General features: G+C 71.3%; 25 protein-coding genes. 5 read left to right on the top strand and 20 right to left on the bottom strand.

Going from position 1 to position 24,715, the window contains the following annotated elements:
- Positions 1–200: 200 nt before the first annotated feature.
- The 3 genes from ACSJDX_RS08425 to ACSJDX_RS08415 form a co-directional block, all read right to left on the bottom strand.
- Positions 201–947 carry a hypothetical protein gene (locus tag ACSJDX_RS08425; protein ID WP_438352241.1) on the bottom strand — a complete coding sequence of 249 codons (747 nt, stop codon included), beginning with the start codon at positions 945–947 and terminating at the stop codon, positions 201–203.
- A gap of 73 nt (positions 948–1,020) precedes the next feature.
- Positions 1,021–1,524 (bottom strand): amino-acid N-acetyltransferase, encoded by a 504-nt coding sequence (locus ACSJDX_RS08420; protein WP_438352240.1) that lies wholly within the window; start codon positions 1,522–1,524, stop codon positions 1,021–1,023.
- 222 nt (positions 1,525–1,746) lie between these two features.
- Positions 1,747–4,269 carry an ATP-dependent Clp protease ATP-binding subunit gene (locus ACSJDX_RS08415; protein ID WP_438352239.1) on the bottom strand — a complete coding sequence of 841 codons (2,523 nt, stop codon included), beginning with the start codon at positions 4,267–4,269 and terminating at the stop codon, positions 1,747–1,749.
- A gap of 177 nt (positions 4,270–4,446) precedes the next feature.
- Between ACSJDX_RS08415 and ACSJDX_RS08410 the strand changes: the two genes are divergently transcribed.
- Complete coding sequence (locus ACSJDX_RS08410; protein WP_438352238.1) at positions 4,447–5,061, top strand: hypothetical protein; 615 nt, start codon at positions 4,447–4,449, stop codon at positions 5,059–5,061.
- Positions 5,058–5,288: a helix-turn-helix domain-containing protein gene (locus tag ACSJDX_RS08405; protein ID WP_438352237.1), complete on the top strand. Its 231-nt coding sequence runs from the start codon at positions 5,058–5,060 to the stop codon at positions 5,286–5,288. Before ACSJDX_RS08410 ends, ACSJDX_RS08405 begins: the two co-directional genes overlap by 4 nt.
- Before the next feature lie 150 nt (positions 5,289–5,438).
- On the opposite strand, the gene ACSJDX_RS08400 is transcribed toward ACSJDX_RS08405, so the two are convergent.
- The 4 genes from ACSJDX_RS08400 to ACSJDX_RS08385 form a co-directional block, all read right to left on the bottom strand.
- Positions 5,439–6,248, bottom strand: a complete 810-nt coding sequence (locus ACSJDX_RS08400) for an endonuclease domain-containing protein (protein ID WP_438352236.1) — start codon at positions 6,246–6,248, stop codon at positions 5,439–5,441.
- A gap of 341 nt (positions 6,249–6,589) precedes the next feature.
- The gene (locus tag ACSJDX_RS08395; protein WP_438352235.1) at positions 6,590–7,306 is read right to left on the bottom strand and encodes a hypothetical protein; all 717 of its coding nucleotides are present in this window, start codon (positions 7,304–7,306) and stop codon (positions 6,590–6,592) included.
- Positions 7,307–7,377: 71 nt separating this feature from the next.
- Complete coding sequence (gene cls, locus ACSJDX_RS08390; protein ID WP_438352234.1) at positions 7,378–8,844, bottom strand: cardiolipin synthase; 1,467 nt, start codon at positions 8,842–8,844, stop codon at positions 7,378–7,380.
- 70 nt (positions 8,845–8,914) lie between these two features.
- Positions 8,915–9,121, bottom strand: coding sequence for a hypothetical protein (locus ACSJDX_RS08385; protein WP_438352233.1), 207 nt, complete (start codon positions 9,119–9,121; stop codon positions 8,915–8,917).
- Between the two features lie 120 nt (positions 9,122–9,241).
- Here ACSJDX_RS08385 and ACSJDX_RS08380 point away from each other — a divergent pair, with 120 nt between their 5' ends.
- The gene (locus ACSJDX_RS08380) at positions 9,242–10,357 is read left to right on the top strand and encodes a DUF4192 family protein (protein WP_438352232.1); all 1,116 of its coding nucleotides are present in this window, start codon (positions 9,242–9,244) and stop codon (positions 10,355–10,357) included.
- On the opposite strand, the gene lysS is transcribed toward ACSJDX_RS08380, so the two are convergent.
- From lysS to tilS, 12 genes are all read right to left on the bottom strand, one after another.
- The gene (gene lysS, locus ACSJDX_RS08375) at positions 10,358–11,884 is read right to left on the bottom strand and encodes a lysine--tRNA ligase (protein ID WP_438352231.1); all 1,527 of its coding nucleotides are present in this window, start codon (positions 11,882–11,884) and stop codon (positions 10,358–10,360) included.
- A 129-nt stretch (positions 11,885–12,013) separates the two neighbouring features.
- Complete coding sequence (locus tag ACSJDX_RS08370; protein ID WP_438352230.1) at positions 12,014–12,712, bottom strand: Rossmann-like and DUF2520 domain-containing protein; 699 nt, start codon at positions 12,710–12,712, stop codon at positions 12,014–12,016.
- Entirely contained in the window at positions 12,709–14,385 is a 1,677-nt protein-coding gene (locus tag ACSJDX_RS08365; RefSeq protein ID WP_438352229.1) for a PH domain-containing protein, read from the bottom strand. Before ACSJDX_RS08365 ends, ACSJDX_RS08370 begins: the two co-directional genes overlap by 4 nt.
- Positions 14,382–15,089, bottom strand: coding sequence for a PH domain-containing protein (locus tag ACSJDX_RS08360; protein WP_438352228.1), 708 nt, complete (start codon positions 15,087–15,089; stop codon positions 14,382–14,384). Before ACSJDX_RS08360 ends, ACSJDX_RS08365 begins: the two co-directional genes overlap by 4 nt.
- Positions 15,040–15,522, bottom strand: coding sequence for a DUF3180 family protein (locus ACSJDX_RS08355; protein ID WP_438352227.1), 483 nt, complete (start codon positions 15,520–15,522; stop codon positions 15,040–15,042). The genes ACSJDX_RS08360 and ACSJDX_RS08355 overlap by 50 nt, the downstream gene beginning before the upstream one ends.
- The gene (folK, locus tag ACSJDX_RS08350) at positions 15,519–16,052 is read right to left on the bottom strand and encodes a 2-amino-4-hydroxy-6-hydroxymethyldihydropteridine diphosphokinase (RefSeq protein ID WP_438352226.1); all 534 of its coding nucleotides are present in this window, start codon (positions 16,050–16,052) and stop codon (positions 15,519–15,521) included. The genes ACSJDX_RS08355 and folK overlap by 4 nt, the downstream gene beginning before the upstream one ends.
- Positions 16,049–16,420, bottom strand: a complete 372-nt coding sequence (gene folB, locus ACSJDX_RS08345) for a dihydroneopterin aldolase (protein WP_438352225.1) — start codon at positions 16,418–16,420, stop codon at positions 16,049–16,051. The genes folK and folB overlap by 4 nt, the downstream gene beginning before the upstream one ends.
- A complete protein-coding gene (folP, locus tag ACSJDX_RS08340) occupies positions 16,393–17,217 on the bottom strand; it encodes a dihydropteroate synthase (protein ID WP_438354955.1) in 825 nt (274 codons plus the stop codon). The genes folB and folP overlap by 28 nt, the downstream gene beginning before the upstream one ends.
- Before the next feature lie 11 nt (positions 17,218–17,228).
- Positions 17,229–17,849 carry a GTP cyclohydrolase I gene (gene folE, locus ACSJDX_RS08335; RefSeq protein ID WP_438352224.1) on the bottom strand — a complete coding sequence of 207 codons (621 nt, stop codon included), beginning with the start codon at positions 17,847–17,849 and terminating at the stop codon, positions 17,229–17,231.
- A 9-nt stretch (positions 17,850–17,858) separates the two neighbouring features.
- The gene (ftsH, locus tag ACSJDX_RS08330; protein ID WP_438352223.1) at positions 17,859–19,865 is read right to left on the bottom strand and encodes an ATP-dependent zinc metalloprotease FtsH; all 2,007 of its coding nucleotides are present in this window, start codon (positions 19,863–19,865) and stop codon (positions 17,859–17,861) included.
- Positions 19,866–19,997: 132 nt separating this feature from the next.
- Positions 19,998–20,549 (bottom strand): hypoxanthine phosphoribosyltransferase, encoded by a 552-nt coding sequence (gene hpt / locus ACSJDX_RS08325; RefSeq protein WP_438352222.1) that lies wholly within the window; start codon positions 20,547–20,549, stop codon positions 19,998–20,000.
- 61 nt (positions 20,550–20,610) lie between these two features.
- On the bottom strand, positions 20,611–21,603 hold the full coding sequence (tilS, locus tag ACSJDX_RS08320; protein ID WP_438352221.1) for a tRNA lysidine(34) synthetase TilS: 993 nt from the start codon (positions 21,601–21,603) through the stop codon (positions 20,611–20,613).
- A gap of 197 nt (positions 21,604–21,800) precedes the next feature.
- Here tilS and ppa point away from each other — a divergent pair, with 197 nt between their 5' ends.
- Entirely contained in the window at positions 21,801–22,334 is a 534-nt protein-coding gene (gene ppa / locus ACSJDX_RS08315; protein WP_438352220.1) for an inorganic diphosphatase, read from the top strand.
- 48 nt (positions 22,335–22,382) lie between these two features.
- Positions 22,383–23,297, top strand: a complete 915-nt coding sequence (locus ACSJDX_RS08310) for a ribokinase (RefSeq protein ID WP_438352219.1) — start codon at positions 22,383–22,385, stop codon at positions 23,295–23,297.
- Positions 23,298–23,310: 13 nt separating this feature from the next.
- On the opposite strand, the gene ACSJDX_RS08305 is transcribed toward ACSJDX_RS08310, so the two are convergent.
- Positions 23,311–24,687, bottom strand: coding sequence for a M23 family metallopeptidase (locus ACSJDX_RS08305; RefSeq protein WP_438352218.1), 1,377 nt, complete (start codon positions 24,685–24,687; stop codon positions 23,311–23,313).
- Positions 24,688–24,715 lie beyond the last annotated feature (28 nt).

Here is a 24,715-nt window from a genome sequence, read left to right as displayed (position 1 = left end):
GGCGAGAGCGAGGCTCTCCGTGAGTTCGCAGATCGGTTCGCTGGGGACGAGGTCCGGTCAATCGCCACTGGGGGAGGCGACGAACCACACGGGAGCTGTGAGCAATCTTACGCATGTGCACAATGTTCCGCATGTCCCCTCTTCGGGGGACAAATTCCGAACGCCGTTCAGGAAGTCCTCAGCGCAGCCTCAGCACCGGCTCAGTAGAGCAGGATCTGCTTCGTCTGGGGAGCCGCGACGCCGCCGATCTCCACCGACAGATGGTACGACGCTCCGCCTCCGGGCGCACGCTGACGGTCCGTCGCGGTGCACGAGTCGACGGACGAGCGCGTGCGATCCCACGCGATCGGCGTCGCGCTGGTCACCGACTGGCCGGCGGCGAGCAGCACGATCATGTCGCTCGGCTGCGTCTGGCAGTCGGTCGAGCGCCACCACACGTCGTTGCCGCTCTTGATCGTGAACTTCTGCGTCGAGGTGCCCACATTGAGGGTGCAGCCGGTCGCGCTCGTGTTGGTGAGCGTGATCGACAGCTGCGGGTTCTGACCCGACGCGTACGTGTCCTGGTCGGTGACCGCCTGCACGGCGAGGGCGGCCGCCTTGCACGGCTCGGCCGTCGGCGTCAGCGAGGGCTGGGCGCCCGCGGCCGGCGGCGCCGCCGTCGATGGGGCGGCCGATGCCGAGGGCATCGCCCCCTCGGCAGGCAGCGGGTTCGCGTCGGGCGCGGTCGTGGGCCCCGAGGTCACGGGCGCCGTCGGCGCGGGAGCGGGCGTCGAGGCGGTCGGCACCGGAGCGCTCACCGGCTGCGCGGCGAGGGCCCGCCACGGCTGCGCGACGAGGAGCCACACCACCGCGGCCACGACCGCGATCGCGGCGAGCAGCACCACGAGCCTCCGCCGCCGGTAGACGGCGGCGGAGTGCCGTCGTCGGCGCGGTGCGGTGGTGGCCATGGCCCCAGGGTAGGTCGACGTCGCGCGTGCGCCCCGACGGCGCGCCCCGGACCCCGGGGTTCACGGGCGCCGCTCAGAGGTGCTTGAGCATGCGGGTGTTGCCGAGGGTGTTCGGCTTCACGTGGGCGAGGTCGAGGAACTCGGCCACGCCCTCGTCGGGGCTGCGCACGAGCTGCGAGTACACGTCGGCGTCGACGACCTGCTCGCCGATCGGCGCGAAGCCGCGGCGGGTGAAGAAGTCCACCTCGAACGTGAGGCAGAACAGCCGTGACAGCCCCAGGCGCCGCGCCCGCTCCTCGAGCCCGTCGACGACCGCGCGTCCCACGCCGTGGTGCAGCCATCCGTCGGCGACGATCAGGGTGCGCACCTCGCCGATGTCCTCCCAGATCACGTGCAGGGCGCCGCAGCCGATGACCACGCCGTCGGCGTCCTCGGCGACGAGGAACTCCTGTACGGCCTCGAACAGCACGACCGGATCCTTGCCGAGCAGGATGCGTCGCTGCACGAACGGCTCCAGCAGCCCCTGGATGGCCCGCACGTCGGCGGTGCGGGCCGGCCGCACGGTGAAACTGCTCATCCCCCCAGCCTACGACCGGCCCTAGTCCCGCGCGGTCCTGCGCGGTCCCGTGTCCGGGTCGCGGGGATCGGCCCAGGGGCGGAGCGGATGCCGGGGAGCGGTCCGCCGGCCGTCCGATCTCCGGATCCCGGACCCGCCGCGCGAGGGACGGGAACGACGGAGGGACGGATGCCGCAGCATCCGTCCCTCCGTGTCGTCTCGGTCGTCGAGCGTGTCGAGGCGTCAGCCTCCCGCGACGATGTCGGGCGTCGCGGTGATCTCGCCGGCGGCACCGACCCCGACCGACACCTTCTCGCCGCGCGGAGCGGTCTCGAAGGCGAACTGGCCGTCCTCGACATCCACCTTCACGTGGTCGCCGGGGTTGAGCTCGCCGTGCAGGATCTTCTCACTCAGGCGGTCCTCGATCTCGCGCTGCATCGCACGACGCAGCGGGCGGGCGCCGAGCGTCGGGTCGAAGCCGATCTCGATCAGCTTGTCCTTCGCGGCGTCGGACAGCTCCACCGTCATGTCGCGGTCGAGCAGTCGCTCGCTGAGGCGCTTGGTGAACAGACCCACGATCTGACGCAGCTCGGCCTTGTCGAGCTGGGGGAAGACGATGACGTCGTCGACGCGGTTGAGGAATTCGGGCTTGAAGTTGCGCTTGAGCTCCTCGTCGACCTTGCCCTTCATCCGCTCGTAGCTCGTCGCGGCGTTGCCCTCGACCTGGAACCCGACCGGGCCGCCGGCGATCGCCGACGATCCGAGGTTGGTGGTCATGATGATGACCGTGTTCTTGAAGTCGATGACGCGACCCTGACCGTCGGTGAGGCGACCCTCCTCGAGGATCTGCAGCAGCGAGTTGAAGATGTCGGGGTGGGCCTTCTCGATCTCGTCGAAGAGCACCACGCTGAACGGCTTGCGGCGCACCTTCTCGGTGAGCTGGCCGCCCTCCTCGAACCCGACGAATCCCGGAGGGGCTCCGAACAGGCGCGAGACGGTGTGCTTCTCTCCGAACTCCGACATGTCGAGGGAGATCAGCGCCGACTCGTCGTCGAAGAGGAACTCGGCGAGCGCCTTGGCGAGCTCGGTCTTGCCGACGCCCGTGGGCCCGGCGAAGATGAACGAGCCCGAGGGACGCTTCGGGTCCTTGAGGCCGGCGCGCTGGCGGCGGATCGTGCGCGACAGGGCCGCGATCGCCTCCTCCTGGCCGATGACGCGCTGGTGCAGGGCCTTCTCCATGAAGACGAGCCGCGAGGACTCCTCCTCGGTGAGCTTGAAGACGGGGATGCCGGTGGCCTGGGCGAGCACCTCGGCGATGAGTCCCTCGTCGACGACGGCGTGGGATGCGACATCGCCGGACCGCCACTGCTTCTCGAGGCGCAGACGCTCGGCGAGGAGGGACTTCTCCTCGTCGCGCAGGCTGGCGGCCTTCTCGAAGTCCTGCTCCTCGGAGGCGAGCTCCTTGTCTTCGCGGACCTTGGCGATCTTCTCGTCGAACTCGCGCAGCTCGGGCGGCGACGACAGGATCGACAGGCGCAGGCGGGCGCCGGCCTCGTCGATCAGGTCGATCGCCTTGTCCGGGAGGAAGCGGTCCGAGATATAGCGGTCGGCGAGGTTGGCCGCGGCGACGATCGCACCGTCGGTGATCTGCACCTTGTGGTGCGCCTCGTAGCGGTCGCGCAGCCCCTTCAGGATGTTGATCGCGTGGGGCAGGCTCGGCTCGGCGACCTGGATCGGCTGGAAGCGGCGCTCGAGCGCGGCATCCTTCTCGAAGTGCTTGCGGTACTCGTCGAGCGTGGTCGCACCGATCGTCTGCAGCTCGCCGCGGGCGAGCAGCGGCTTGAGGATGGAGGCCGCGTCGATCGCGCCCTCGGCAGCGCCCGCACCCACGAGGGTGTGGATCTCGTCGATGAAGACGATGATGTCGCCGCGCGTGCGGATCTCCTTCGTGACCTTCTTCAGGCGCTCCTCGAAGTCGCCGCGGTAGCGGGATCCGGCGATGAGCGAGCCGAGGTCCAGCGAGTAGACCTGCTTGTCCTTCAGCGTCTCGGGCACCTCGTTCTTCACGATGGCCTGCGCCAGCCCCTCGACGACGGCGGTCTTGCCGACGCCGGGCTCGCCGATGAGGACGGGGTTGTTCTTGGAGCGGCGGGAGAGGATCTGCATGACCCGCTCGATCTCCTTCTCGCGCCCGATGACGGGGTCGAGCTTGTTCTCGCGCGCAGCCTGCGTGAGGTTGCGGCCGAACTGGTCGAGCACGGCGGACCCGCCCTGCACGGCCTGGGGGTTGTCGTGCGCAGCGCCGGAGACGGCGGCCGGCTCCTTGCCCTGGTAGCCCGAGAGCAGCTGGATGACCTGCTGGCGCACCTTGTTGAGGTCGGCGCCGAGCTTGACGAGCACCTGGGCGGCGACGCCCTCCCCCTCGCGGATGAGGCCGAGGAGGATGTGCTCGGTGCCGATGTAGTTGTGGCCGAGCTGCAGCGCCTCGCGCAGCGACAGCTCGAGCACCTTCTTGGCGCGCGGCGTGAACGGGATGTGCCCGGTCGGCTGCTGCTGACCCTGGCCGATGATGTCCTGCACCTGCTCGCGGACGGCGTCGAGCGAGATGCCCAGGCTCTCGAGGGCCTTGGCGGCGACGCCCTCGCCCTCGTGGATCAGCCCGAGCAGGATGTGCTCGGTGCCGATGTAGTTGTGGTTGAGCATCTTCGCCTCTTCCTGGGCGAGCACAACCACACGACGGGCACGGTCCGTGAATCTCTCGAACATCTCGTTCCTCCGGCCGGGGGCCACATACGACGCGAGTCTCCGCGCCTGGTATCGAGGGTAACGAGCGGGCGGATGCCGGGGCCCCGTGTTCGCCGTCGGCATACCGCAGCCTTGACACGCGCCCTCCTCTCGTGCTTATCGTTATTCGATAATATCGAGAAACGATAGGAAGTGGACATGACGAACCCACCCCCGGTCAGCCGCGGCATGGAGCGCGGCATCCTGATCCTGTTCATGGCGGCGGCCGCGGTCATCGGGCTCGGGCTCGCGGTGCCGGCGGCGCAGCAGGCGATCGGCGTCGCGACCGGCGCGGGCGGGATCAGCATGCTGACGGATGCCGCGGTGCCGCACACCGACGCGGTCGCGGGCGCCGCGATCTCCTCGGCCACTTTCGACTCGGCGTGGGTCGTCGCGTCGGGTCTCGACGGCGGCACGCGCGCTCTTCTCGCGCTCGGTGCGTCGTTCGGGGCGGTGCCGACGGCGCTCACCGTCGGCGCGGTGGTGCTCTTCCTGCTGCTGATGATGTGGCGGCGTCCGTTCCATCGGGCGCTCATCGTCGCGACGCAGGTCGCGGGTGCGGCACTGCTGATCGGCGGCATCCTGTCGGCCGGACTCGGCGGTCTCGGCCGCATGATGGCGGCCACCGAACTCAACCCGGTGGCCGGTGATGTGTTCGTCGTCGGCTTCCGCTTCGACCCCGCGTGGATGCTCGTGGGCGTCGGCGTGCTCGCCCTGTCGTTCGTGTTCTCCTACGGCACGCGTCTGCAGCGCGACACCGAGGGACTGGTGTGAGCCCCGCCGAGGAAGAGGGTCCGAGCGGCGTGCACTGCCGCCTCGACGAACTGCTCGCGCTGCGCGGGATGACGCTCACCCGGCTCAGCGCGCTCGTGGGGGTGTCGGTGGTGAACCTGTCGGTGCTCAAGAACGACCGGGCCCGAGCCATCCGCTATTCCACGCTGTCGGCGATCTGCCGGGCCCTCGACTGCGAGATCGGCGAGTTGCTCGTGCGCGCCGACTGACTCCCGCGGGGCCGTGCGTCTTCACTCATTCGCCTCATACGACGACATCCGTGCCGCTCGACCCGCCATTCGAGGCAAGCGAGCTCGCGTGTCGAGCGATCATACGTCGCGAGGATGCCGCCACATGCGGCACATGAACGAGGTCGCTGATCAGCGCGCAGGGCGCTCGGACGCCGCGGCGTACGCGCGTCGCAGCCGCGCGATGAGGCTGCCGCGGTGCTCCGCGAGATCGGACTTCGTGATGCGGATGACCCGCCATCCGAGGTCGGCCAGCTGTTCGTAGCGGCGGATGTCGCGTGCCCATTGAGCCTCGTTCGTCAGATGCTGCTCGCCCTCGTACTCGAAGGCCAATCGCAGCTCCGGATACGCGAGGTCGAGCAACGCCACGATGACCCCTTCGACGACGAGCGGCCAGTTGAGCTCGGGCTCCGGCATCCCCGCGTCGACGACGAGAAGCCGGACGTCGGTCTCCTTGCGGGAACGCGACCGAGTACGGATGAGCGGGAGCGCCGCGCGAAGTGCCGCAGCGCCCGTACGGCGGCCGACCCCGAGGGCGGCCTCGAGCTCGGCGATCGTCGTCAGCGCCGGCGGGTCGTCGCTGCGCACCGGCACCCGCACGAATGCATCGCCCAGAGCGATGAGGTCGTCACGACCGAGCAGCTCGGCCATCATCGCCCAGGTCGTCGCGGGGCTGGTGAGACGCAGCCCGGTCGCCGGGTGCACGCGCACCGTCGCCCACCCCGGTCGGATCGACCGGCCGCGCACGCCTTTCGCCCTCGGGGCACGCGCGGGCAGGGTCACAGCGACGTCGAGCGGGCGCTCGCCGCGCGCGCCGTCGTCGGTCGTCGCCCAGAAGACCTTCGCCGGGAGCGGCGCATTCCAGAGCACCGCCGCCGCGACCAGACAGTAATACTCGACGCCCCGCATCCGCGGCGCATATTCGCCGGTACGCCGCGTCACCGACTTCTCGTAGGCGTCAACCGGCACGGCGGCGTCGGCGCGTACGCCGTGGAACGGCGAGCGAAGGTCCGATGCGCGTGTCCGGGAACGATCCACACCGTGCTTCCGAGCCTCGGCGACGGAGAAGGGAACGGGCAGTCCCGGCGGGAGCGGTGTGAGCGGCATGCCGAGAACATCGCACTCCGGGCCGCTCGGGCTGGTTCCGCATCCCGCGATCTGTGGAGAACATCTCGTCCCTCACAGGCCTAGGGGGGTCGCTCATGTGCCGCTCATGGCGAGTCATGCCGCGGACGGGTCGCCGATCGGGGCGATCGAACACCCACTCCGACGGGGAGCCCGCGTCAGCGCGTGCCGACGATCGACACCTGCATGCCGTCGAGCCCGCCGCCGGCCAGCACGAGGTGCACACTCGAGGTGGCCTCGAGCCCGGTGACGGCGCCGACCGTCACGCGCGGGCCCATGTCGGCGGTGCACACCTGATCGGCGGGCGGGGTGACGAACGTGGCGGTGACCTCGGCCTTGCCGCTCGCGACGGCCTTCTCGAGCTGCGGGACGCACGTCGAGCTGCCCCACGTGAGCACGAGGAATCCGTCGGAGCTGAACCATCCGGCCGTCGGCAGGTACTCCACCGCGGCGGCGGGCGCGAGCGTCGCGTCGCCTGCGACGACGAGATCGCCCGCGTAGGCGCCGGTGACGGCGACCTTCAGCTCCTTCGCCGGGTCCACCCCCGCCGGCAGGGTCACGAGGGTGCCCCGCGCGACGTAGTCCTGCGTACAGACCTGGCCCTCGACGTCGCTCAGTCCGATCGTCAGCACGCCGTCCTTGAACACCGGCTCACCCGCGACGGGGATGCACGTCGAGCTCCCCCACGTGACGATCCCGATCGCGCGACCGTCGTCGAGCCAGGCTGCCGCGAGCTCGCCGACGGGGGTCGGGGTCGAGGCATCCGTCGTCGGATTCGACCCCGCGGTCGTGCTGGCGCATCCGACGAAGGCGAGCGCCGAGAGGGCGAGGGCGGCGGCGAGGGCCAGGACGCGGCGGCGGGGGGACGTCGTCATGCCTTCGATCCTCGCGGAGGCCCCTGGGCGCCTCCGACGAAACCGGTCACGGCGCCATAACTATTCGGCGACTACTGCAGCGCCGAGGTCAGCCGCGCGAGGTTGTCGAGGATCGTCGAGCGGAGCGGCTGCTTCTCCCATTCCTCGAGGGTCATCTCGCGGCTCAGGTCGCGGTACTGCTGCTCGACGTCGCGCATCTGGCGGACGAACTCCTCGCCGCGCACGAGCATCGAGATCTCGAGGTTCAGACCGAACGAGCGCATGTCCATGTTGCTCGACCCGATGATCGCCACCTCGTCGTCGATCGTCATCGACTTGGAGTGCAGGATGTAGGGCTTGCGGTACATCCAGATCTGCACGCCGGCGCGCAGCAGCGCCTCGTAGTAGCTGCGCTGCGCGTGGTACACCATCGCCTGATCGCCCTCTTCACTGACGAACAGCTCGACGTGGATGCCGCGCTGGCACGCCGTGGTGATCGCCAGGAGCAGGGCCTCGTCGGGCACGAAGTACGGGCTCACGATGATGATCTCGCGCTCGGCCGCGTAGAGGAGGCCCGCGAACAGCTTGAGATTGTTCTGGAACTCGAACCCCGGCCCGGACGGCACGATCTGGCAGTCGAGGTCGCCCGGCCCGGGCGTCACCTCGAACAGGTCGATCTCCTCGGTGAGGATCTCGTCGGTCTCGCTGTACCAGTCCGACAGGAAGACGGCGTTGACGGATGCCACGACCGGCCCCTCGATGCGCACCATCAGGTCGACCCAGTGGAGGCCGCGGCGGATGTTCTTCTTCAGGTTGTAGGTGGAATCGGTGACGTTCTGCGATCCGAGGTAGGCGACCCGGCCGTCGACCACGAGCAGCTTGCGGTGGTTGCGCAGATCGGGTCGCTGGTACCGGCCGCGGAGCGGCTGCACCGGCAGCATGAGGTGCCAGGACGCGCCCATCGCGCTGAGTCGGCGCAGGGTCTTGCGGTAGTACGGCTTTCCGCGATTGGCCCAGTGGTCCAGCAGCACCCGCACCGTCACGCCGCGGGCCGTGGCCTCTTCCATGGCACGGAAGAAGTCGTCGGTCGAGGCATCCGACTGCAGGATGTAGAACTCGACGTGCACGTAGCGCTCGGCGCCGCGGATGGCCTCGGCCATCGCGTCGAGGCTCTGCTGGTACTCCGAGATGAGGTGCGCGCCGTTGTCGCCGGCGAGCGGCATCGCGCCGAGGTTGCGATTGAGGGTGACCAGCGACGTGAACCACTGCGGGGCGTTGGGGCGCAGGGTGCCGAAGTCGAGGTGCGCGCTGGTGTCGTGGATGTAGCCGTTGATCTGCTCCTGCTTCTTGCGGCGCTTGCGCGGCAGTCGCGGGTTGCCGATCAGCAGGAACAGCAGGACACCGACGTAGGGGATGAAATAGATCGCGAGCAGCCATGCCATGGCCGCGGTCGGACGTCGGTTGCGGGGAACCACGATGATCGCCGTGATGCGGATGATCAGGTCGGTGACGAACACCAGCACGACCCACCACGTCGGGTCGAATGTGACGTTGACCACGTGCTCCCCCTGCTGCCGCTGTGTCCTCAGCGTAGTGGCGCGGCCGACATCGGCCCGGGATGCCGCGGGGTCAGCGGTCGGACGCGGGTGCCGGCGCGGTCGGCGGAACCGGCGGGAGGCCGCGCTTGGCGCGTTCCTCGGCTTCGATGCGCGCGTACGAACGGCGCTCGCCGCGGTCGGCGCGGATGACGCTGCGCAGCACGTAGAAGAACAGGCCGCTGACGACGATCGTCGGCGCGAGCGACCAGAACACGGCGGTCCAGAAGCTGCTGTCCATGCCCCCAGGATACCCGCGTCCGTTCCTCCCCAGACCTCGACGATCGGCGCCCCCGCGCCGAGATCGCCGTTGCGCACGCGGAGTCCGTCACGCGAGCGCCCGACGCGCCACGCTCGGGCCATGACGACGATCGTGAAGGCCGCCGACGCGGCGCAGTTCCTCTCCCTCGTGCCGCAGCTCGTGGGCTTCCTCCCCCGCCGCAGCGTGGTGCTGGTGCCGTTCACCCGCAGCCGCAGCGTCGGCGCGCTGCGCTTCGACCTGCCCGGGCCCGAGGTCGACGCCGACCGCATCGCGGCGACCCTGATCGGCACGGTGTGCCGCATCGACCACGTCGACGCCGCGGCGATCGTGGTCTACACCGACGAGGCGGTCGCGGACGCCTCGGCACCCGACGTGCGCCTCGTGACGGCGCTCGAGCTGCGCGCCGAGGAGTGCGGACTGCGGGTGACGGACGCGCTGTACGTCGGGGTCGACGCGTGGGGCCGCTACCTCGACGCCGACGGCACGTGCACCGATCGGCCCCTCGCCGAGATCGCCGGCGAGGGTGACGACCTCGCCGATCAGGCCTCCGGCGCCGACCTGCCCGACGTTGCTCCCAGGGAGCGCGAGACCGTGGCGCGTGCCCTGACGGCCGTGGCCGAGGCCGTGCGGCTGGTGTGCGGGCCCGAGGCTGAGGCATCCGCCCCCGCAGAGGGCGCCGGGCGCGTCGATCCCTCCGCCCTGTCGGCCATGTGCGAGCTCGACGACCTGCCGACCCTGTTCGAGGAGGCGCTGGAATGGGATGCCTCGGCACCCGCCCCGTTCGATGCGGCGCTGATCCTGTGGTGCCTGAGTCGCCCGTCGCTGCGCGACATCGCCCTGGTGCAGTGGTGCGGCGACCTCGGCGATGGCGACCTCGCGCTGGACGCCCAGCTGAAGTGGGAATCGGGCGAGGAGTACCCGTCGCAGCTCGCGATGCGGATGTGGGGCGAGGGCCCGGTGCCCGATGCGACACGCCTCTCGGCCGCCCTCGCGCTCGTGCGTCGCGTGGCGGCGAGCGCTCCCCGCCATCGGCGGTCCGGACCGCTCGCGACGTGCGCGTGGCTGGCCTGGGCGCTGGGTCGCTCGACCCACGCCGACGTCTACGCGGCGCAGGCGCTCGAGATCGAGCCGGAGCACGGCCTCGCCGAGATCGTGCGGTCGTTCGTGCTCGCGGGCCATCTGCCCGACTGGGCGTTCCGCGCCGCTGCCGGGTGACTACTTGACCAGCGGGAAGAGGATCGTCTCGCGGATGCCGAGGCCGGTGATCGCCATGAGCAGGCGGTCGATGCCCATGCCCATCCCGCCGGTCGGAGGCATGCCGTGCTCGAGAGCACGGAGGAACTCCTCGTCGATGCGCATCGCCTCGACGTCGCCGCGCGCGGCCAGGGCGGCCTGCTCGACGAACCGCTCGCGCTGGATGACGGGGTCGACGAGCTCTGAGTACCCGGTGGCCAGCTCGAAACCGCGCACGTACAGGTCCCACTTCTCCACCACACCGGCGATCGAGCGGTGCTCGCGCACGAGCGGGCTGGTGTCGACGGGGAAGTCCATCACGAACGTCGGGCGGGTGAGAGCGCCCTTGACGAAGTGCTCCCACAGCTCCTCGACCCACTTGCCGTGGGTCTCGTGCGGCGGCGCGTCGACGCCCGCCTCGGCACCGAGCGCGCGCAGCTCGTCGAGAGACGCCTCGGGGGTGACGCGGCGGCCCGCGGCCTCCGAGAGCGAGTCGTACATCGAGATGCGGTCCCACTCGCCGCCCAGGTCGTACTCGGTGCCGTCGGCCCAGGTGACCGTGGTGGAGCCGGCGACGGCGATCGCGGCATCCTGGATCAGCTGCTGCGTGAGATCGGCGATGCCGTTGTAGTCGCTGTACGCCTGATAGGCCTCGAGCATCGCGAACTCGGGGCTGTGCGTGGAGTCGGCGCCCTCATTGCGGAAGTTGCGGTTGATCTCGTACACCCGGTCGATGCCGCCGACGACGGCGCGCTTGAGGTACAGCTCGGGGGCGATGCGCAGGAAGAGATCCGTGTCGAACGCGTTCGAGTGCGTCACGAACGGACGGGCGGATGCTCCGCCGTGCTGCACCTGCAGCATGGGGGTCTCGACCTCGACGAAGCCGTGACCGGTGAAGGTCGCCCGCAGGCTCGCGTTCACCTTCGCGCGGGCGAGCACCGTCTCGCGCGCCTGGTCGCGCACGATCAGGTCGAGGAAGCGGCTGCGCACCCGCGTCTCCTCGCTGAGATCGGCGTGCAGGTTCGGCAGGGGCAGCACGGCCTTGGCCGCGATCGTCCAGTCCGCGACCATGATCGACAGCTCGCCGCGGCGGCTGGAGATGACCTCGCCCGTCACGAAGACGTGGTCTCCGAGATCGACGAGCTCCTTCCACGCCTGCAGCGACTCCTCGCCGACGGCCGCGAGCGACACCATCGCCTGGATGCGGCTGCCGTCGCCGGACTGCAGCGACGCGAAGCACAGCTTTCCGGTGTTGCGGCTGAACACGACGCGGCCGGCGACGCCCGCGACCACGCCCGTCTCGGCACCCGCCTCGAGGTCGACGTAGCGCGCACGGAGGTCGGGGATGCTGTCGGTCACAGGCACCGCGACGGGATAGGCGCCGCCGGAGGCATCCGTCCGCGCGGCGATCAGTCGCTCGCGCTTGGCCAGGCGCACCGCCTTCTGCTCGAAGATGTCCGCCTCGGAGAGTTCCGGTTCGGCGGGCGCGGGCGAAGACGTGTCGGTCACAGTGAGGGCTCCTCGGGGTCGGCTCCAGTTTATCGGCGCCCGGCGTCCCACTCCGTGGCGGAGGGCGGCGACGAACCCGCGCCTTCCCGCCGCGCGGCTGTCGGCGGAAGGCGCCGATCGCGTCGCGGGTCAGTCCTCGAGGGGGTCGCGGCGCACGCCGGCGTCGGTGAGGGCGTGGTCGACCGTCGAGTGCACGAGCGACGCCAGGTACGACCCCGGTGCCTCCACCCCGGCCGCGCGCAGCAGATCGGCGGCCTGGTGCACGATCGAACGCGAGAAATGGGTGGCCGTGGCGATCGCCTCGGCGTAGACGGGGCGATCGGCCTCGGCGACCACGACCGGCTCGCAGCCCATCTCGACCGCGAGCGCCTGCGCGATCGGCAGCACCGGTCCGGGGGCGGTCACGGCGGCGTACGTGTGCGGGAGCTGGCGGAGGTCCATCGAGCTGCCGGTGAACGTCATCGCCGGGTGCACCGCGAGAGGGATCGCGCCCTGCGCCATCGCCGGCGCGAGCACCCCCACCCCGTGTGCGGGGTCGGTGTGCAGCACCAGCTGTCCCGCCTGCCATCCGCCGATGTCGGCGAGGCCCTGCACCAGTCCGGGCAGCTGATCGTGCGGCACCGCCACGACGACCAGCTCGCTGCGCCGCGCCACCTCGACGGCATCGAGCACCGGAACCCCCGGGAGCACCGCCGCGACGCGCTCGTCGTCGGACCCGGAGGTGATGCCGGTGAGCGCGTGCCCCGCTCCGGCCAGCGCCGCGCCGATCACCGGCCCGACCCTTCCTGCGCCGATGATGCCCACCCCGAGCCGGCCGTCGCGCCTCACGGCCGTTCCTCCGGAGAGCCCGGTGCGCCCGCCCAGCGGTGGGTGCGATCCGAGGCGGCGGCCGCGACCGCCGCGGCCTCGGCGCGCGCGAACAGCACGAGCGCGGCCTCCCGATCGATCGCGCCCAGTGCCCCCGAGACGCGTCCCATGACCGTGTGCACGCGAGCGGATGCCACACCCAGCGCCCGCGCGAGAGGCCCCTGATGCAGCGCGATGCTCTGTGCACGCGCGAGGGGGAAGATCGCGAGCTTGCGCCACACGATCCCCCGGCGCAGGAAGACCGCGTCGGGGCTGAGCAGGAATCCGTTGCGTCGCCACGACAGCAGCCGCAGCAGCCGGGCGCGCCGCGGGGTGGTCGTGTACGGGTCGCCGTCGCGGGGGCCGAGCAGCCCGTCGGCGAAGACGACAGGCCACTCCGATTCGGGCATCCCCGGCATGAGCAGTCGCAGCACGCGCTCGGCGTCGCCGCGGGTGCCCACCGGCAGGACGGTGGTGAACTGGTCCTGGGTCGTATCGGTGTTGTTGCGGCCCGACAGGCGGTTGACGGTGATCGTCCACCAGCCCGCGGGTCGCCACAGCAGCGACTGGGTGACCTCGACGGCGTGCACCCGGCCGGGTGGGAGGATCTCCGTGACGGTGGTGAACAGTCCGAACGTGATGCGCACCCCGTCGGGCGTCGGGGCGATCGAGTAGCGGAGGGCGCGTGTGATGCCGCGCACCCAGTACGCCCCGAACCCGAGCACGGTCGGCACGACGGCGAACAGCACCCACGGGGTGCCGAGGATCGAGCCGACGACGATGGCGGCGATCATCAGCAGCAGGGTGAGGGTCGTTCCGCTCAGCAGGTGCGAGGCCACGAGCCGCCCGACCGGGATGTGCACGACCGACGCCGGCTCGGCGACGGGATGTTCGGCGCCGACGATGAGACCGTTGATCCCCTCGCTCACCGCCGAGGCGGCCGCCGAGACGCGTGAGCCGCGCGGCGGTGCCGAGCGTCCGGACCGGGCGAGCTGGGCGCCGGAGGCGAGGGTGAGGATGTCGGCGCGCACCGCTTCGGCGTTGACGGTCGAGAGGTACTCCAGCTTGACGTTGCCGTCGGATCCGGCGCCCACGACCTCGAGCTTGGCCATGCCCAGGAGGCGCGCGACCATCGGCCGGGTGAGGTTGACGCCCTGCACGCGGTCGAGCGGCGCGCGGCGCTGCGTGCGGAACAGCACCCCGGAGCGCACCTCGACGTGGTCGCCGGTGATGCGGAACGTGTGGAAACGCCACGACACGTAGAACAGCACCACGAGGATCACCGCGACCCCGAGCACGACCAGCAGCGCCACCACCAGCAGGTTGTTGCGCAGCACGTAGTCCACGGGGTCGGGCGGCACCGCGCCCGGCGGAACGTCGACGAACAGGCCCGGGAGGAACCACTCCACGAGCCTCTCGCGCAGGTTCGCGATCACGATGCCGATGATCACCACGAGGAACAGCCCGCCGCGGAACAGCGGGGTCATCGGGTGCAGCCGGTGCCACTCGCCGTCGCTGAGCGGCGACGCCGCACCCGGCACCGGTCGGCCGGGAACGGGCGCCGGTGCGACGGACGTCGGCGATGCGGACGCCTGCGGGACGGATGTCCCGGCGGCGCGATCGGCGGGGGTGGCCGCCGCATCCGGATCCGTCACAGCCCGGTCCGTCGGGTCTCGGCGACCTCGACGAGGGTGTCGCGGAGGCGCTCGGCGGCATCCTGCGTCAGACCCGGGATCGTCACTCCGGTGGCGGCCGCCGCCGTGACGAGCTTGAGCTGCGCGATGCCGAACCCGCGGTCGAGCGGACCGTGGGTGATGTCGACGAGCTGCATGCGCCCGTAGGGCACCGCGACGGTGCGCTGCCACAGGATGCCTCGGCGGAACACGAGGTCGTCGCGTCGCAGCTGGTAGCCGATCGAGCGGGCCTGCCGCGGCGTGATCGCGATGGTCCACACCAGCATCACCGCGAGAACTCCGCCCGGGATGTACGCCCACCACTGCCGCAGCACGAGCGCGAGCACGAGAGCGACCGCCACGACCAGCAGCAGGAGAAGCCCGTTGGAGATCAGCTGCACCCACACGTACGAGCGCGAGATCTGGTGCCACGTGCCGTCGCCGACGGGGATTCCCGTCCCGCCGCGCGGCTCGCGGATGCGGTCGTAGGTGCCCCTGTCGAGCACCGGATCGGGGCCCGCGACGTCGCGTTGGCCGTCGAGCTCGTCGGCGAGCGGCGCCGTGCTCTCTCCCGCTCGGGCGGCCGCGGCATCCGTCGCCTGGATCGCGTGGGCGACCGGATCGGCGACGTCCCGGTCAGTGCCGGTGGTGGAGTCCGGGGTCGGAGCCTCCGGGCTGGTCGTCATCGTCGTCCTTCCGAATGGTGCACAAGTGCTCCGCGACGAGCGCCGCGGCCACGAGCACCGCACCGCACGCCGCCGTGGTCAGGGTCGCACTCAACGAGCCTATCGAGGGGTCGGCCGGACGGGTCAGGAGGAAGAAGGTGAGGCCCAGCGCCCCGCCGCCGACCGCGGCCCCGACGAGACTCGACGCCTTGGCGAGCATGGCGGTGCGCACCGCTCGGAAGGGGTTGATCGGCGACCCGTCGCGGATGGCGCGCCGCACCGGGAGCGCGAGGACCACCACGAACAGCCCGAGGAGCGCGAGCAGGATCGGCAGCGTGAACGCGGGGGTGAAGGTGGGGCGGCCGCCCGCGGTGAGGGCGCTGTCGAGACCGAACCCGGCCGCGATCCCGAGCACGGCCGCCACGATCAGGATGCCGGGGCCGGTGCGTTTCACGATGATCCCCGCAGCCGCTCGAGCAGCTCGTCGACGCGCCCCGCACCCGGGAGCACCGCATCGGGATCGACCTCGAGCCACGGACCGAGCACGAAGTCGCGCTCGAAGGCCCGGGGATGCGGCAGTCGCAGCGCGGGATCGGAGCTGCGCACGTCGCCGTACGCGATCAGGTCGAGGTCGAGGGTGCGGTCGCCCCACCGCTCGCGGCGCTCCCGTCCATGCCGGGCCTCGATCGCGTGCAGGTACGACAGCAGCACGCTCGGCGCCAGGCGGGTGGTGACGAGCGCCACCGCGTTGAGGTAGGCCGGGGCCGAGGCATCCGGGCCGTCCGGCGTCACTGCCACCGACTCGATCGGACCCGACGCGTGCACCTCGTCGACGAGCGGCAGCCGGGCGATGTCGCGCAGCGCCGCGGCGAGCGCCTCGGCGCGGTCGCCGAGGTTGGCGCCGAGCGCGACGACCGCGGTGACCGGCCCGCCGACGACCGGGGCGACGTCTCCCGAGAACCCCTCGGCCAGGCGCCGGCTCATCGGGTGCGCCCGCGGGTGATCGTGACCGCGACGTCGTCGAACGGCACCGGAATCGGGGCCGACGGCTTGTGCACCGTGACGCGCACGTTCTCGACGAGCGCGAAGCCGAGCACGTGGTCGGCGATGCGCGCCGCGAGCGTCTCGAGCAGGTTCACGGGCTCCCCGGCGACGATCGCGGCGACCTGCTCGGCGAGTTCGCCGTAGTGCACCGTGTCGGCGACGTCGTCGGATGCCGCAGCCGCCCGGGTGTCGAGATCGAGCACCAGGTCGACCACGAACTCCTGCCCCTCCCGGCGCTCGTGCGCGAAGACGCCGTGCCGGCCGAACGCGCGGACGCCGCTCAGCGAGATCTGGTCCGAGACATCCATCGTCCCTCTCCTTCCCAGTGCTGCGCGACGCGCAGCGCGTCGCGCGTGGGGGTGACCTCGTGCACGCGCACGGCCCACGCCCCGGCCTGCGCGGCGAGCACGCTCGTGACGGCGGTGGCGAGATCGCGCCGGGCGAGGTCGTCCACCGGCGCGTCGGGCTCGCCGAGCGCGGAGCCGAGGAAGCCCTTGCGGCTCGTGCCCACCAGCACCCGCGGCACGAGGCCGATCAGGCGCGGCAGTCCGCGCAGCACGGCCCAGTTCTGCTCGCCGCGCTTGCCGAACCCGATGCCCGGATCGGCGATCATGCGGGACGGCGGGATGCCGGCGGCCGCGGCGGCCTCGACCCGCCGGGCGAGCTCGGCGACGACCTCGCGCACGGGGTCGTCGTACTGCGCCTGCGCGTACATGTCGGCCGACGGCCCGCGCCAGTGGCCGAGCACGATCTCGGCGTCGGTCGCGGCGACGGCGGCGAGCAGCTCGGGGTCGGCCAGCCCCCCCGACACGTCGTTGACGATGAGGGCGCCGGCGGCGACGGCGGCGACCGCCGTGGTCGCGTTCATCGTGTCGACGCTCACCTCGGCGCCCGCCTCGGCGAGGGCCCGCACCACCGGAAGCACCCGCTCCTGCTCGACGGCGGGGTCGACCCGCTCGGCGCCCGGGCGGGTCGACTCCCCGCCCACGTCGAGGATCTCCGCCCCGTCGGCACGCAGCCGCAGGCCGTGCGCGATCGCCGCGTCGGCGTCGACGAAACGGCCGCCGTCGCTGAACGAGTCGGGGGTGACGTTGACGACCCCCATGATCCGCACGCTCACGATCCCGCCGCTTCGCGAGCCGCGGCCGGTCCCTGCCCGAGGGTCATCAGCGCGATGAGCTCGGCGCGGGCGGCCGGCTCTGCCAGCTCTCCCCGCGCGGCGATCGTGACGGTCGAGGCATCCGCCTGCTGTCCGCCGCGCATCGTCACGCACTCGTGCACCGCATCGAGCACCACGAGCACGCCGCGGGTGTCGAGGGAGCCCGCGATCGTGTCGGCGATCTGTTCGCCGAGGCGCTCCTGCACCTGCGGCCGCGACGCGAGGATCTCGACCACGCGCGGCAGCGACCCGAGACCGACCACGTGCTCCCCCGGCAGGTAGGCCACGTGGGCATGACCCCGGAACGGCAGCAGGTGGTGCTCGCAGACGGAGCGGAAGCGGATGCCGCGCAGCAGCACCGCTCCCGACGGCAGCGTGTCGGGCGCCGGGCCCCGCGAGACGGAGATCGTGTGCGCGAGGGGCGCGGCGGCATCCTCTCCCACCCCCGCGAAGAACTCCGCGTACGCGTCGGCCACGCGCTGCGGGGTCAGCCGCAGACCCGGGCGTTCGGGGTCCTCCCCGATCGCGCCGAGCAGTTCGCGCACGAGCGCGGCGACGCGCTCACGATCGACGGCCATGGGCCGGGCTCAGGCGGTCGCGGGTCGCGCCTGCCCGGTGGGACGGCGCCGCGGGGCCTTCTCGGCGACGGGGACCTCGGCCTCGACCGACGCGGCCAGACCCGCGTCCTCGCGACGGTGCGGCACGTCGACCGGCGGAAGCTGCGACACCGGGCGCTCGCTGCTGGAGAGCCACTGCGGGCGCGGCGGCAGGCGCTTGACGTCCTTGAAGATCTCCTCGAGCTCGAGGTGGTCGAGGGTCTCCTTCTCGAGGAGCTCCAGGGCCAGCCGGTCGAGGACGTCGCGGTTGTCGTTGATGACCTGGTATGCCTCGTTGTGCGCCTGCTCGATGAGCGCGCGCACCTGCACGTCGACGCGCTCGGCGACGGTCTCGGAGTACTCGCGGCCGTGACCCATATCGCGGCCCATGAACACCTCGCCCGAGGACTGGCCGAGCTTGACCGGTCCGACGTCGGCGGTCATGCCGTACTCGGTGACCATCTTGCGGGCGATGCCCGTGGCCTTCTCGATGTCGTTGGACGCGCCGGTGGTCGGGTCGTGGAAGACGATCTCCTCGGCGACGCGGCCGCCCATCGCGTAGGCGAGCTGGTCCTGCAGCTCGTTGCGGGTGATGGAGTACTTGTCGTCGAGCGGCAGCACCATCGTGTAGCCGAGCGCCTTGCCGCGCGGGAGGATCGTGATCTTCGTCACGGGGTCGGTGTGGTTCATCGCCGCCGCGGCGAGGGCGTGACCGCCCTCGTGGTACGCGGTGATGAGCTTCTCCTTGTCCTTCATCACGCGGGTGCGGCGCTGCGGGCCGGCGATCACCCGGTCGATGGCCTCGTCGAGGGCGCGGTTGTCGATGAGCTGCGCGTTCGAGCGGGCGGTGAGCAGCGCCGCCTCGTTGAGCACGTTCGCCAGGTCGGCGCCGGTGAAGCCCGGCGTCTTGCGCGCGACGACCTCGAGGTCGACGCCGTCGGCGAGCGGCTTGCCGCGGCCGTGCACCTCGAGGATGCGCGTGCGGCCCTTGAGGTCGGGCGCATCGACGCCGATCTGACGGTCGAAGCGACCGGGGCGCAGCAGCGCCGGGTCGAGGATGTCGGGGCGGTTGGTGGCCGCGATGACGATGACGTTGACCTTGGGGTCGAAGCCGTCCATCTCGACGAGCATCTGGTTGAGCGTCTGCTCGCGCTCGTCGTGGCCGCCGCCCATGCCGGCGCCGCGATGGCGGCCGACCGCGTCGATCTCGTCGATGAAGATGATCGCCGGGGACGACTCCTTGGCCTGGTTGAACAGGTCGCGCACACGGCTGGCGCCGACGCCGACGAACATCTCGACGAAGTCCGAACCGGAGATCGAGTAGAACGGCACGCCCGCCTCGCCCGCGACGGCGCGGGCCAGCAGGGTCTTGCCGGTTCCGGGAGGGCCGTACAGCAGCACGCCCTTCGGGATGCGGGCGCCGACCGCCTGGAACTTCGAGGGGTCCTTCAGGAAGTCCTTGATCTCCTGCATCTCCTCGATGGCCTCGTCGGAGCCGGCCACGTCGGCGAAGGTCACCGTCGGCGACTCCTTGCTGACGAGTTTCGCGCGCGACTTGCCGAACTGCATGACCTTGCTGCCGCCGCCCTGGGCGCTGGACATCAGGAACCAGAACAGCAGGCCGAGGAGCAGGATCGGGATGAGAAGCGAGAGGATGCCGTCGAACCAGTTCGGCTTCGGCACGGCGTCGTTGAAGCCGTTCTTCGGAGCCGCGGTGTTGATCGCGTTGACGACCTCCGATGCGCGGGCGCCGACGTAGTAGAACTGCACGTCGTTCGCGCCCTGATACGGCTCGGACAGCTTCATGTCGACGCGCTGGTCGCCGTCGGTGTTGACCACCTCGCTCACCGTGCCGCCCTTGAGCAGCTGGAGGCCCTCCTGCGTGGAGATCTGCTTCGCTCCGCCGAGGCTGGAGATGAGCGAGAAGCCCACGATGAGGAAGATCCCGATCAGCAGCACGTAGATGAGCGGGTTCCGAGTGATCTTCTTGAAGTCCATGGTGCGGGCGACGCCCGTTCCCTTTCGTCGACGAACCGCGCGCGAACGCGGTGGATTCAGGGTATAACGCCCCGGCTATGGCCCGTCTGTGCATTCGCCGACGGCGTACACAGGTCCGCCGCGGCGCGGACGTCAGCTGTAGACGTGGGGGGCGAGGACGGCGACGTCGCGCAGGTTGCGGTACTTCTCGGCGTAGTCGAGGCCGTAGCCCACCACGAACTCCGTCGGGATGTCGAAGCCGATGTAGCGGCAGTCGACCTGCACCTTCGCGGCCTCGGGCTTGCGCAGCAGGGCGAACACCTCGACCGACGCGGCGCCACGGGCGTTGAAGTTCTCGAGCAGCCAGCTGAGGGTGAGGCCCGAGTCGATGATGTCCTCGACGATCAGCACGTGCTTGTCGTGCAGGTCGGTGTCCAGGTCCTTGCGGATCTGCACGACACCGCTGGACTTCGTGCCCGCACCGTACGACGACACCGCCATCCAGTCCATCGGCACGAGCGTCGGCAGCGCCCGCGCGAAATCGGCCATCACCATGACCGCACCCTTGAGCACCCCGACCAGCAGCAGATCCTTGCCCTCGTAGTCGGCCGCCACCTGCGCGGCGATCTCCTCCAGCTTCGCGAGGATCTCCTCCTCCGTCACGAGGATCGAACTGAGGTCACCGGGGATGTCCGCCGCACGCATGTCCCGAGTCTAGGGCGACGGATGCCGCGACGACCCGGCCGAGGCATCCGTCGCCGTCCGCTCACGACGCGGCGAACTCGATGCGTCCGCCGACGCGCCGGGCGCGGCATCCGGGGAGGTCCAGCGGACCCTGCCCCGCCCAGTCGGTGACCAGCCGCGCGACCTCGAGGGTCTGGACCCGGGTGAGGCTCTGATGGAACTCGGATGCCACGACGTGCCGGATGATGCGATGCCGCAGCGCAGCGGGGTTGGCCGCGAGCGCCGCGACCGAGACCGAGATGCCGGCCTCGGCATGCTCCACCAGGTCCTCGATCGTCTCGTCGATCATCTCGTCGAACGCCTCGGCGTCTTCGCGCAGCTGCTCGGCGGTACGTGCGAGCGCTTCGGCCACGCCGGGGCCGAGCTCGGCCTCGAGCACCGGGAGCACCCGCTCGCGGGCGCGGACGCGGGCGTAGCGGGGATCGGCGTTGTGCGGATCGAGCCAGGGCTCGAGGCCCTCGGCCGTGCACGCGGCACGTGTGGTCTCACGGCGCAGTCCCAGGAGGGGCCGCAGCAGCGGCACGCCGTCGAGGTCGGAGACCGGCGCCATGCCCTGCAGGCTCGCGGCCCCCGAGCCCCGAGCGAGCCCGAGGAGCACGGTCTCGGCCTGGTCGTCGAGGGTGTGCCCGACCAGCACCGCCGCGGCGGCGAGCTCCTCCGCCGTGGTGTGCAGCGCGGCGTAGCGGGCGTCGCGGGCCGCCGCCTCGGGGCCGCCGTCCGTGCCCACCTCGACACGCACGACACGGGCATCAAGGCCGAGGGAGGTCGCGAGCGCCGCCGCGCGGGCGGCCTCGGCATCCGATCCCCCCTGCAGGCCGTGGTCGACGGTGACGCTCGCCGCGCGGAGCCCGAGCCGGGGCGCCTCGAACGCGACGGCGGCGGTGAGGGCGAGCGAGTCCGCGCCGCCGGAGAGCCCGACGAGCACGACACGGTCGACCGCGTACGGCTCGAGCGCGCGGCGCACGGCGAGTCGCACGCTCGCGACGGCGGGATCGAGTCCGGGGCGGCGCGTCATGCGCTCCACGCTAGCCCGCGTTCCGCGTGCACGACTCCGGCAGATCGACGTGGTCCGCGCCGGCGACACCCGTGATTCCGCGGATCCCCGGCGTCGCCCGCGGCGGGCAGCCGGAGTTCTGCGCACGATCCAGCGGCGACAGCCCGCGCAGTAGGCTGATCGGCGGCATCCACCCCTCTTCTGAAGGAGCAGTTCGCATGACCTCACACGACGCCGTCATCGAGATCCCCCGCGGCAGCCGCGTGAAGTACGAGGTCGACCACGGCACCGGCCGCGTGTTCCTCGACCGCGTGCTGTTCACGCCGATGGGCTACCCCGCCGACTACGGCTTCTTCGAGAACACGCTCGGCGAGGACGGCGACCCGCTCGACGTGCTGGTGCTGCTGGACGTCACGCTCTTCCCCGGCGTCATGGTCAACGTGCGCCCGGTCGGCGTGCTGAAGATGAAGGACGAGGCGGGCGGCGACGACAAGCTCGTCGCGGTGCTCACCAAGGACCCGCGCTGGAGCCACATCCAGGACCTCGCCGACATCCCGGAGTACACGAAGAAGGAGATCGAGCACTTCTTCGAGCACTACAAGGATCTCGAGCCCAACAAGTGGGTCAAGGTCGATCAGTGGGGCGGCAAGGACGAGGCCGACCGTCTGCTCGCCGAGTCGATCGTGCGCTTCGCCGAGCACGAGGGCGAGACCGAGACCCAGGGTGAGGGCGTCGCGCCCAAGACCGTCTGACCGGGCGTCTCCCGAGGCGAGCCCGAACCCCGTGAGCGTGCGGCATCCATGAATCACGTCGCCGTGATAGGCAGCGCCAACGTCGACCTGGTCGTGGAGGTCGCTCGGCGGCCGGAGGCGGGCGAGACCCTGTCGGGGAGCGACCTGCGCACCTTCGCCGGCGGAAAGGGCGCCAACCAGGCCGCCGCCGCGGCCCGGAGCGGCGCGCGGACGTCGTTCTTCGCGTGCGTCGGGGCCGACGACCACGGCGTCGCCCTCCGCGCGCAGCTCTCGTCCGCCGGAGTCGACGTGAGCGGTGTCGGCTCGGTCGACCGGCCGACGGGCACGGCGCTCATCCTCGTGACCCCCGACGGGGAGAACTCCATCGTGGTCTCGCCCGGCGCGAATCACGCGCTCGACGTCGCCGCGGCGACCGCGCGCATCGACGAGTGGTCCGGAGCGGACATGCTCGTGCTCAATCTGGAGACCCCGCTGCGCACGGTGGAGCACGTCGCCGCGATCGCGGGCGAGCGAGGCATCCGGATGCTGCTCAACGCCGCCCCCGCGGCGCTGCTCGACGCGCGGACGCTCGCCGTCTGCGACCCGCTGGTCGTCAACGAGCACGAGGCCCGGACGCTCCTGAGCGATCCGCACAGCGCCTTCGCCGACCTCGCGCGACGATTCCTCGAGCAGGGCGCGCGGTCGGTCGTCATCACCCTCGGGGCCGCCGGTGCCCTGTTCGGCGACGCGGACGGGATCGAGGTCGTCCCGGCGTTCGCCGTCCCCGTGGTCGACTCCACCGGTGCCGGGGACGCCTTCGTGGGCGCTCTCGCGTGCGAGCTGACCCGAGGGGCGGTCCTGCGCGACGCCGTGAGGTTCGCGACAGCCTTCGCCGCCGTCTCGGTGCAGTCGCTCGGCGCCCAGTCGTCCTACCCCGACCGGAGCGCCGTCGAGGAGTGGGTCACGTCGCAGCAGCTCGTGTGACCGGGCGGACCGGTCAGACCGAGATACCGCGATCCGCCATGAACGGCACCGGGTTGACCGTGCGGCCGTTGACGTAGATCTCGAAGTGCAGGTGGCAGCCGAACGAGTTGCCGGTGTTGCCCTCCGCGGCGATGATGTCGCCCGCGTTCACCCACTGGCCGTAGCGCACGTAGATGCCGCCGTTGACGATGTGCCCGTAGCCCGAGCCGACGCCGCCGCCGTGATCGATGCGGACGTAGTTGCCGTAGCCGCCGTTGGGTCCCGCGTACGTCACGCGCCCCGCCGAGGCCGCATAGATCGCAGAGCCGCAGCCCTGCGCGAGGTCGACGCCCTCGTGGAAGCCGCTGGCGCAGTAGCCGTTTCCGCACTGCGAGTAGCGCGGGCCGTAGCCGGAGCTCTCCCAGCCCCAGTTCGGACGCACCCAACCGGACCAGCCTCCGCCGCCGCCTCCTCCGCCCCCGCCACCGCCGGCGGCAGCCGCTGCCGCCGCGGCGGCGGCGGCAGCGTCGGCGAGGCGCTTGGCCTCGGCGCGGATCGCCGCCTGACGCTGCTCCTCGGCGATGCGCGCCGCTTCGACTCCGGCCTGGTAGTCGGCGATCGTCTTGGCGGTCGTGTCCTGCAGCGCCGCGAGCTGGGCCTGCAGCGTGGTGAGGTTGGCCTGCTGCTCGGCGAGGGCGGCCTGGGCGGCATCCGCCGCCTTCTGCGCGGCGACCATCGCGGCCTCCGCCTCCTTCTGCAGGCGGTCGCGCTCGTCGCGCGCCACGACGGCCTGATTGCCGAGGTTCTTGGCGGAGTCGCGCGCGGTGACCGCGGCGGCGTACGACGCCTGGTTGCGCTGGATGAGCTTGTCCATCGTGCCCAGCCGCGAGAGGAGATCGTCGGCGGATGCCGCGGAGCCGGCGAAGAAGAGCTGGAGCGAGGTGTCGTCGCCGCCGTTGCGATACAGCTGCGCCGCGATGCGGCCCGCCTTGTTGGCCGCATCCACCGCCAGGGCGGACTCCTGATCGGCCTTCGCCTGCAGATCGTCGGCTCTGTGCACGGCCTCGAAGTAGGCCTGCTGCGCGTAGTAGAAGACATCGGACGTGCGCACGGCCTCGGCCTGAGTGGCGGCGACCTGGGCATTCAGGGAATCGATGATCCCCTGGATGCGGGTGACCTCGGCTGCCTTCGCGGCCTCGTTGGCCTTGGCCGCCTGTACGTCGTCCCACGAGGGGTAGCCGGCGGCGAAGGCCGGGGAGATGCCGGGGGAGGCGATCGCGCCGACGGTGAGGAGGCCGAGCGCTCCGGCGCCGATGGCCGCGCGCCGCGTGAACGCGGAGGGCCACAGGGTGCGCTTCTCCGCCTCGGAGGGGCCGCAGCCGCACTCATCGGTGTCGATGCGTTCGAGCATCAGGATGCCTCCGTTTCGCTGACGCAAC

The sequence above is a fragment of the Microbacterium fluminis genome, assembly GCF_051549805.1.
Taxonomy (GTDB): Bacteria; Actinomycetota; Actinomycetes; order Actinomycetales; family Microbacteriaceae; genus Microbacterium.
This window is presented reverse-complemented; position numbering and strand designations above follow the sequence as displayed.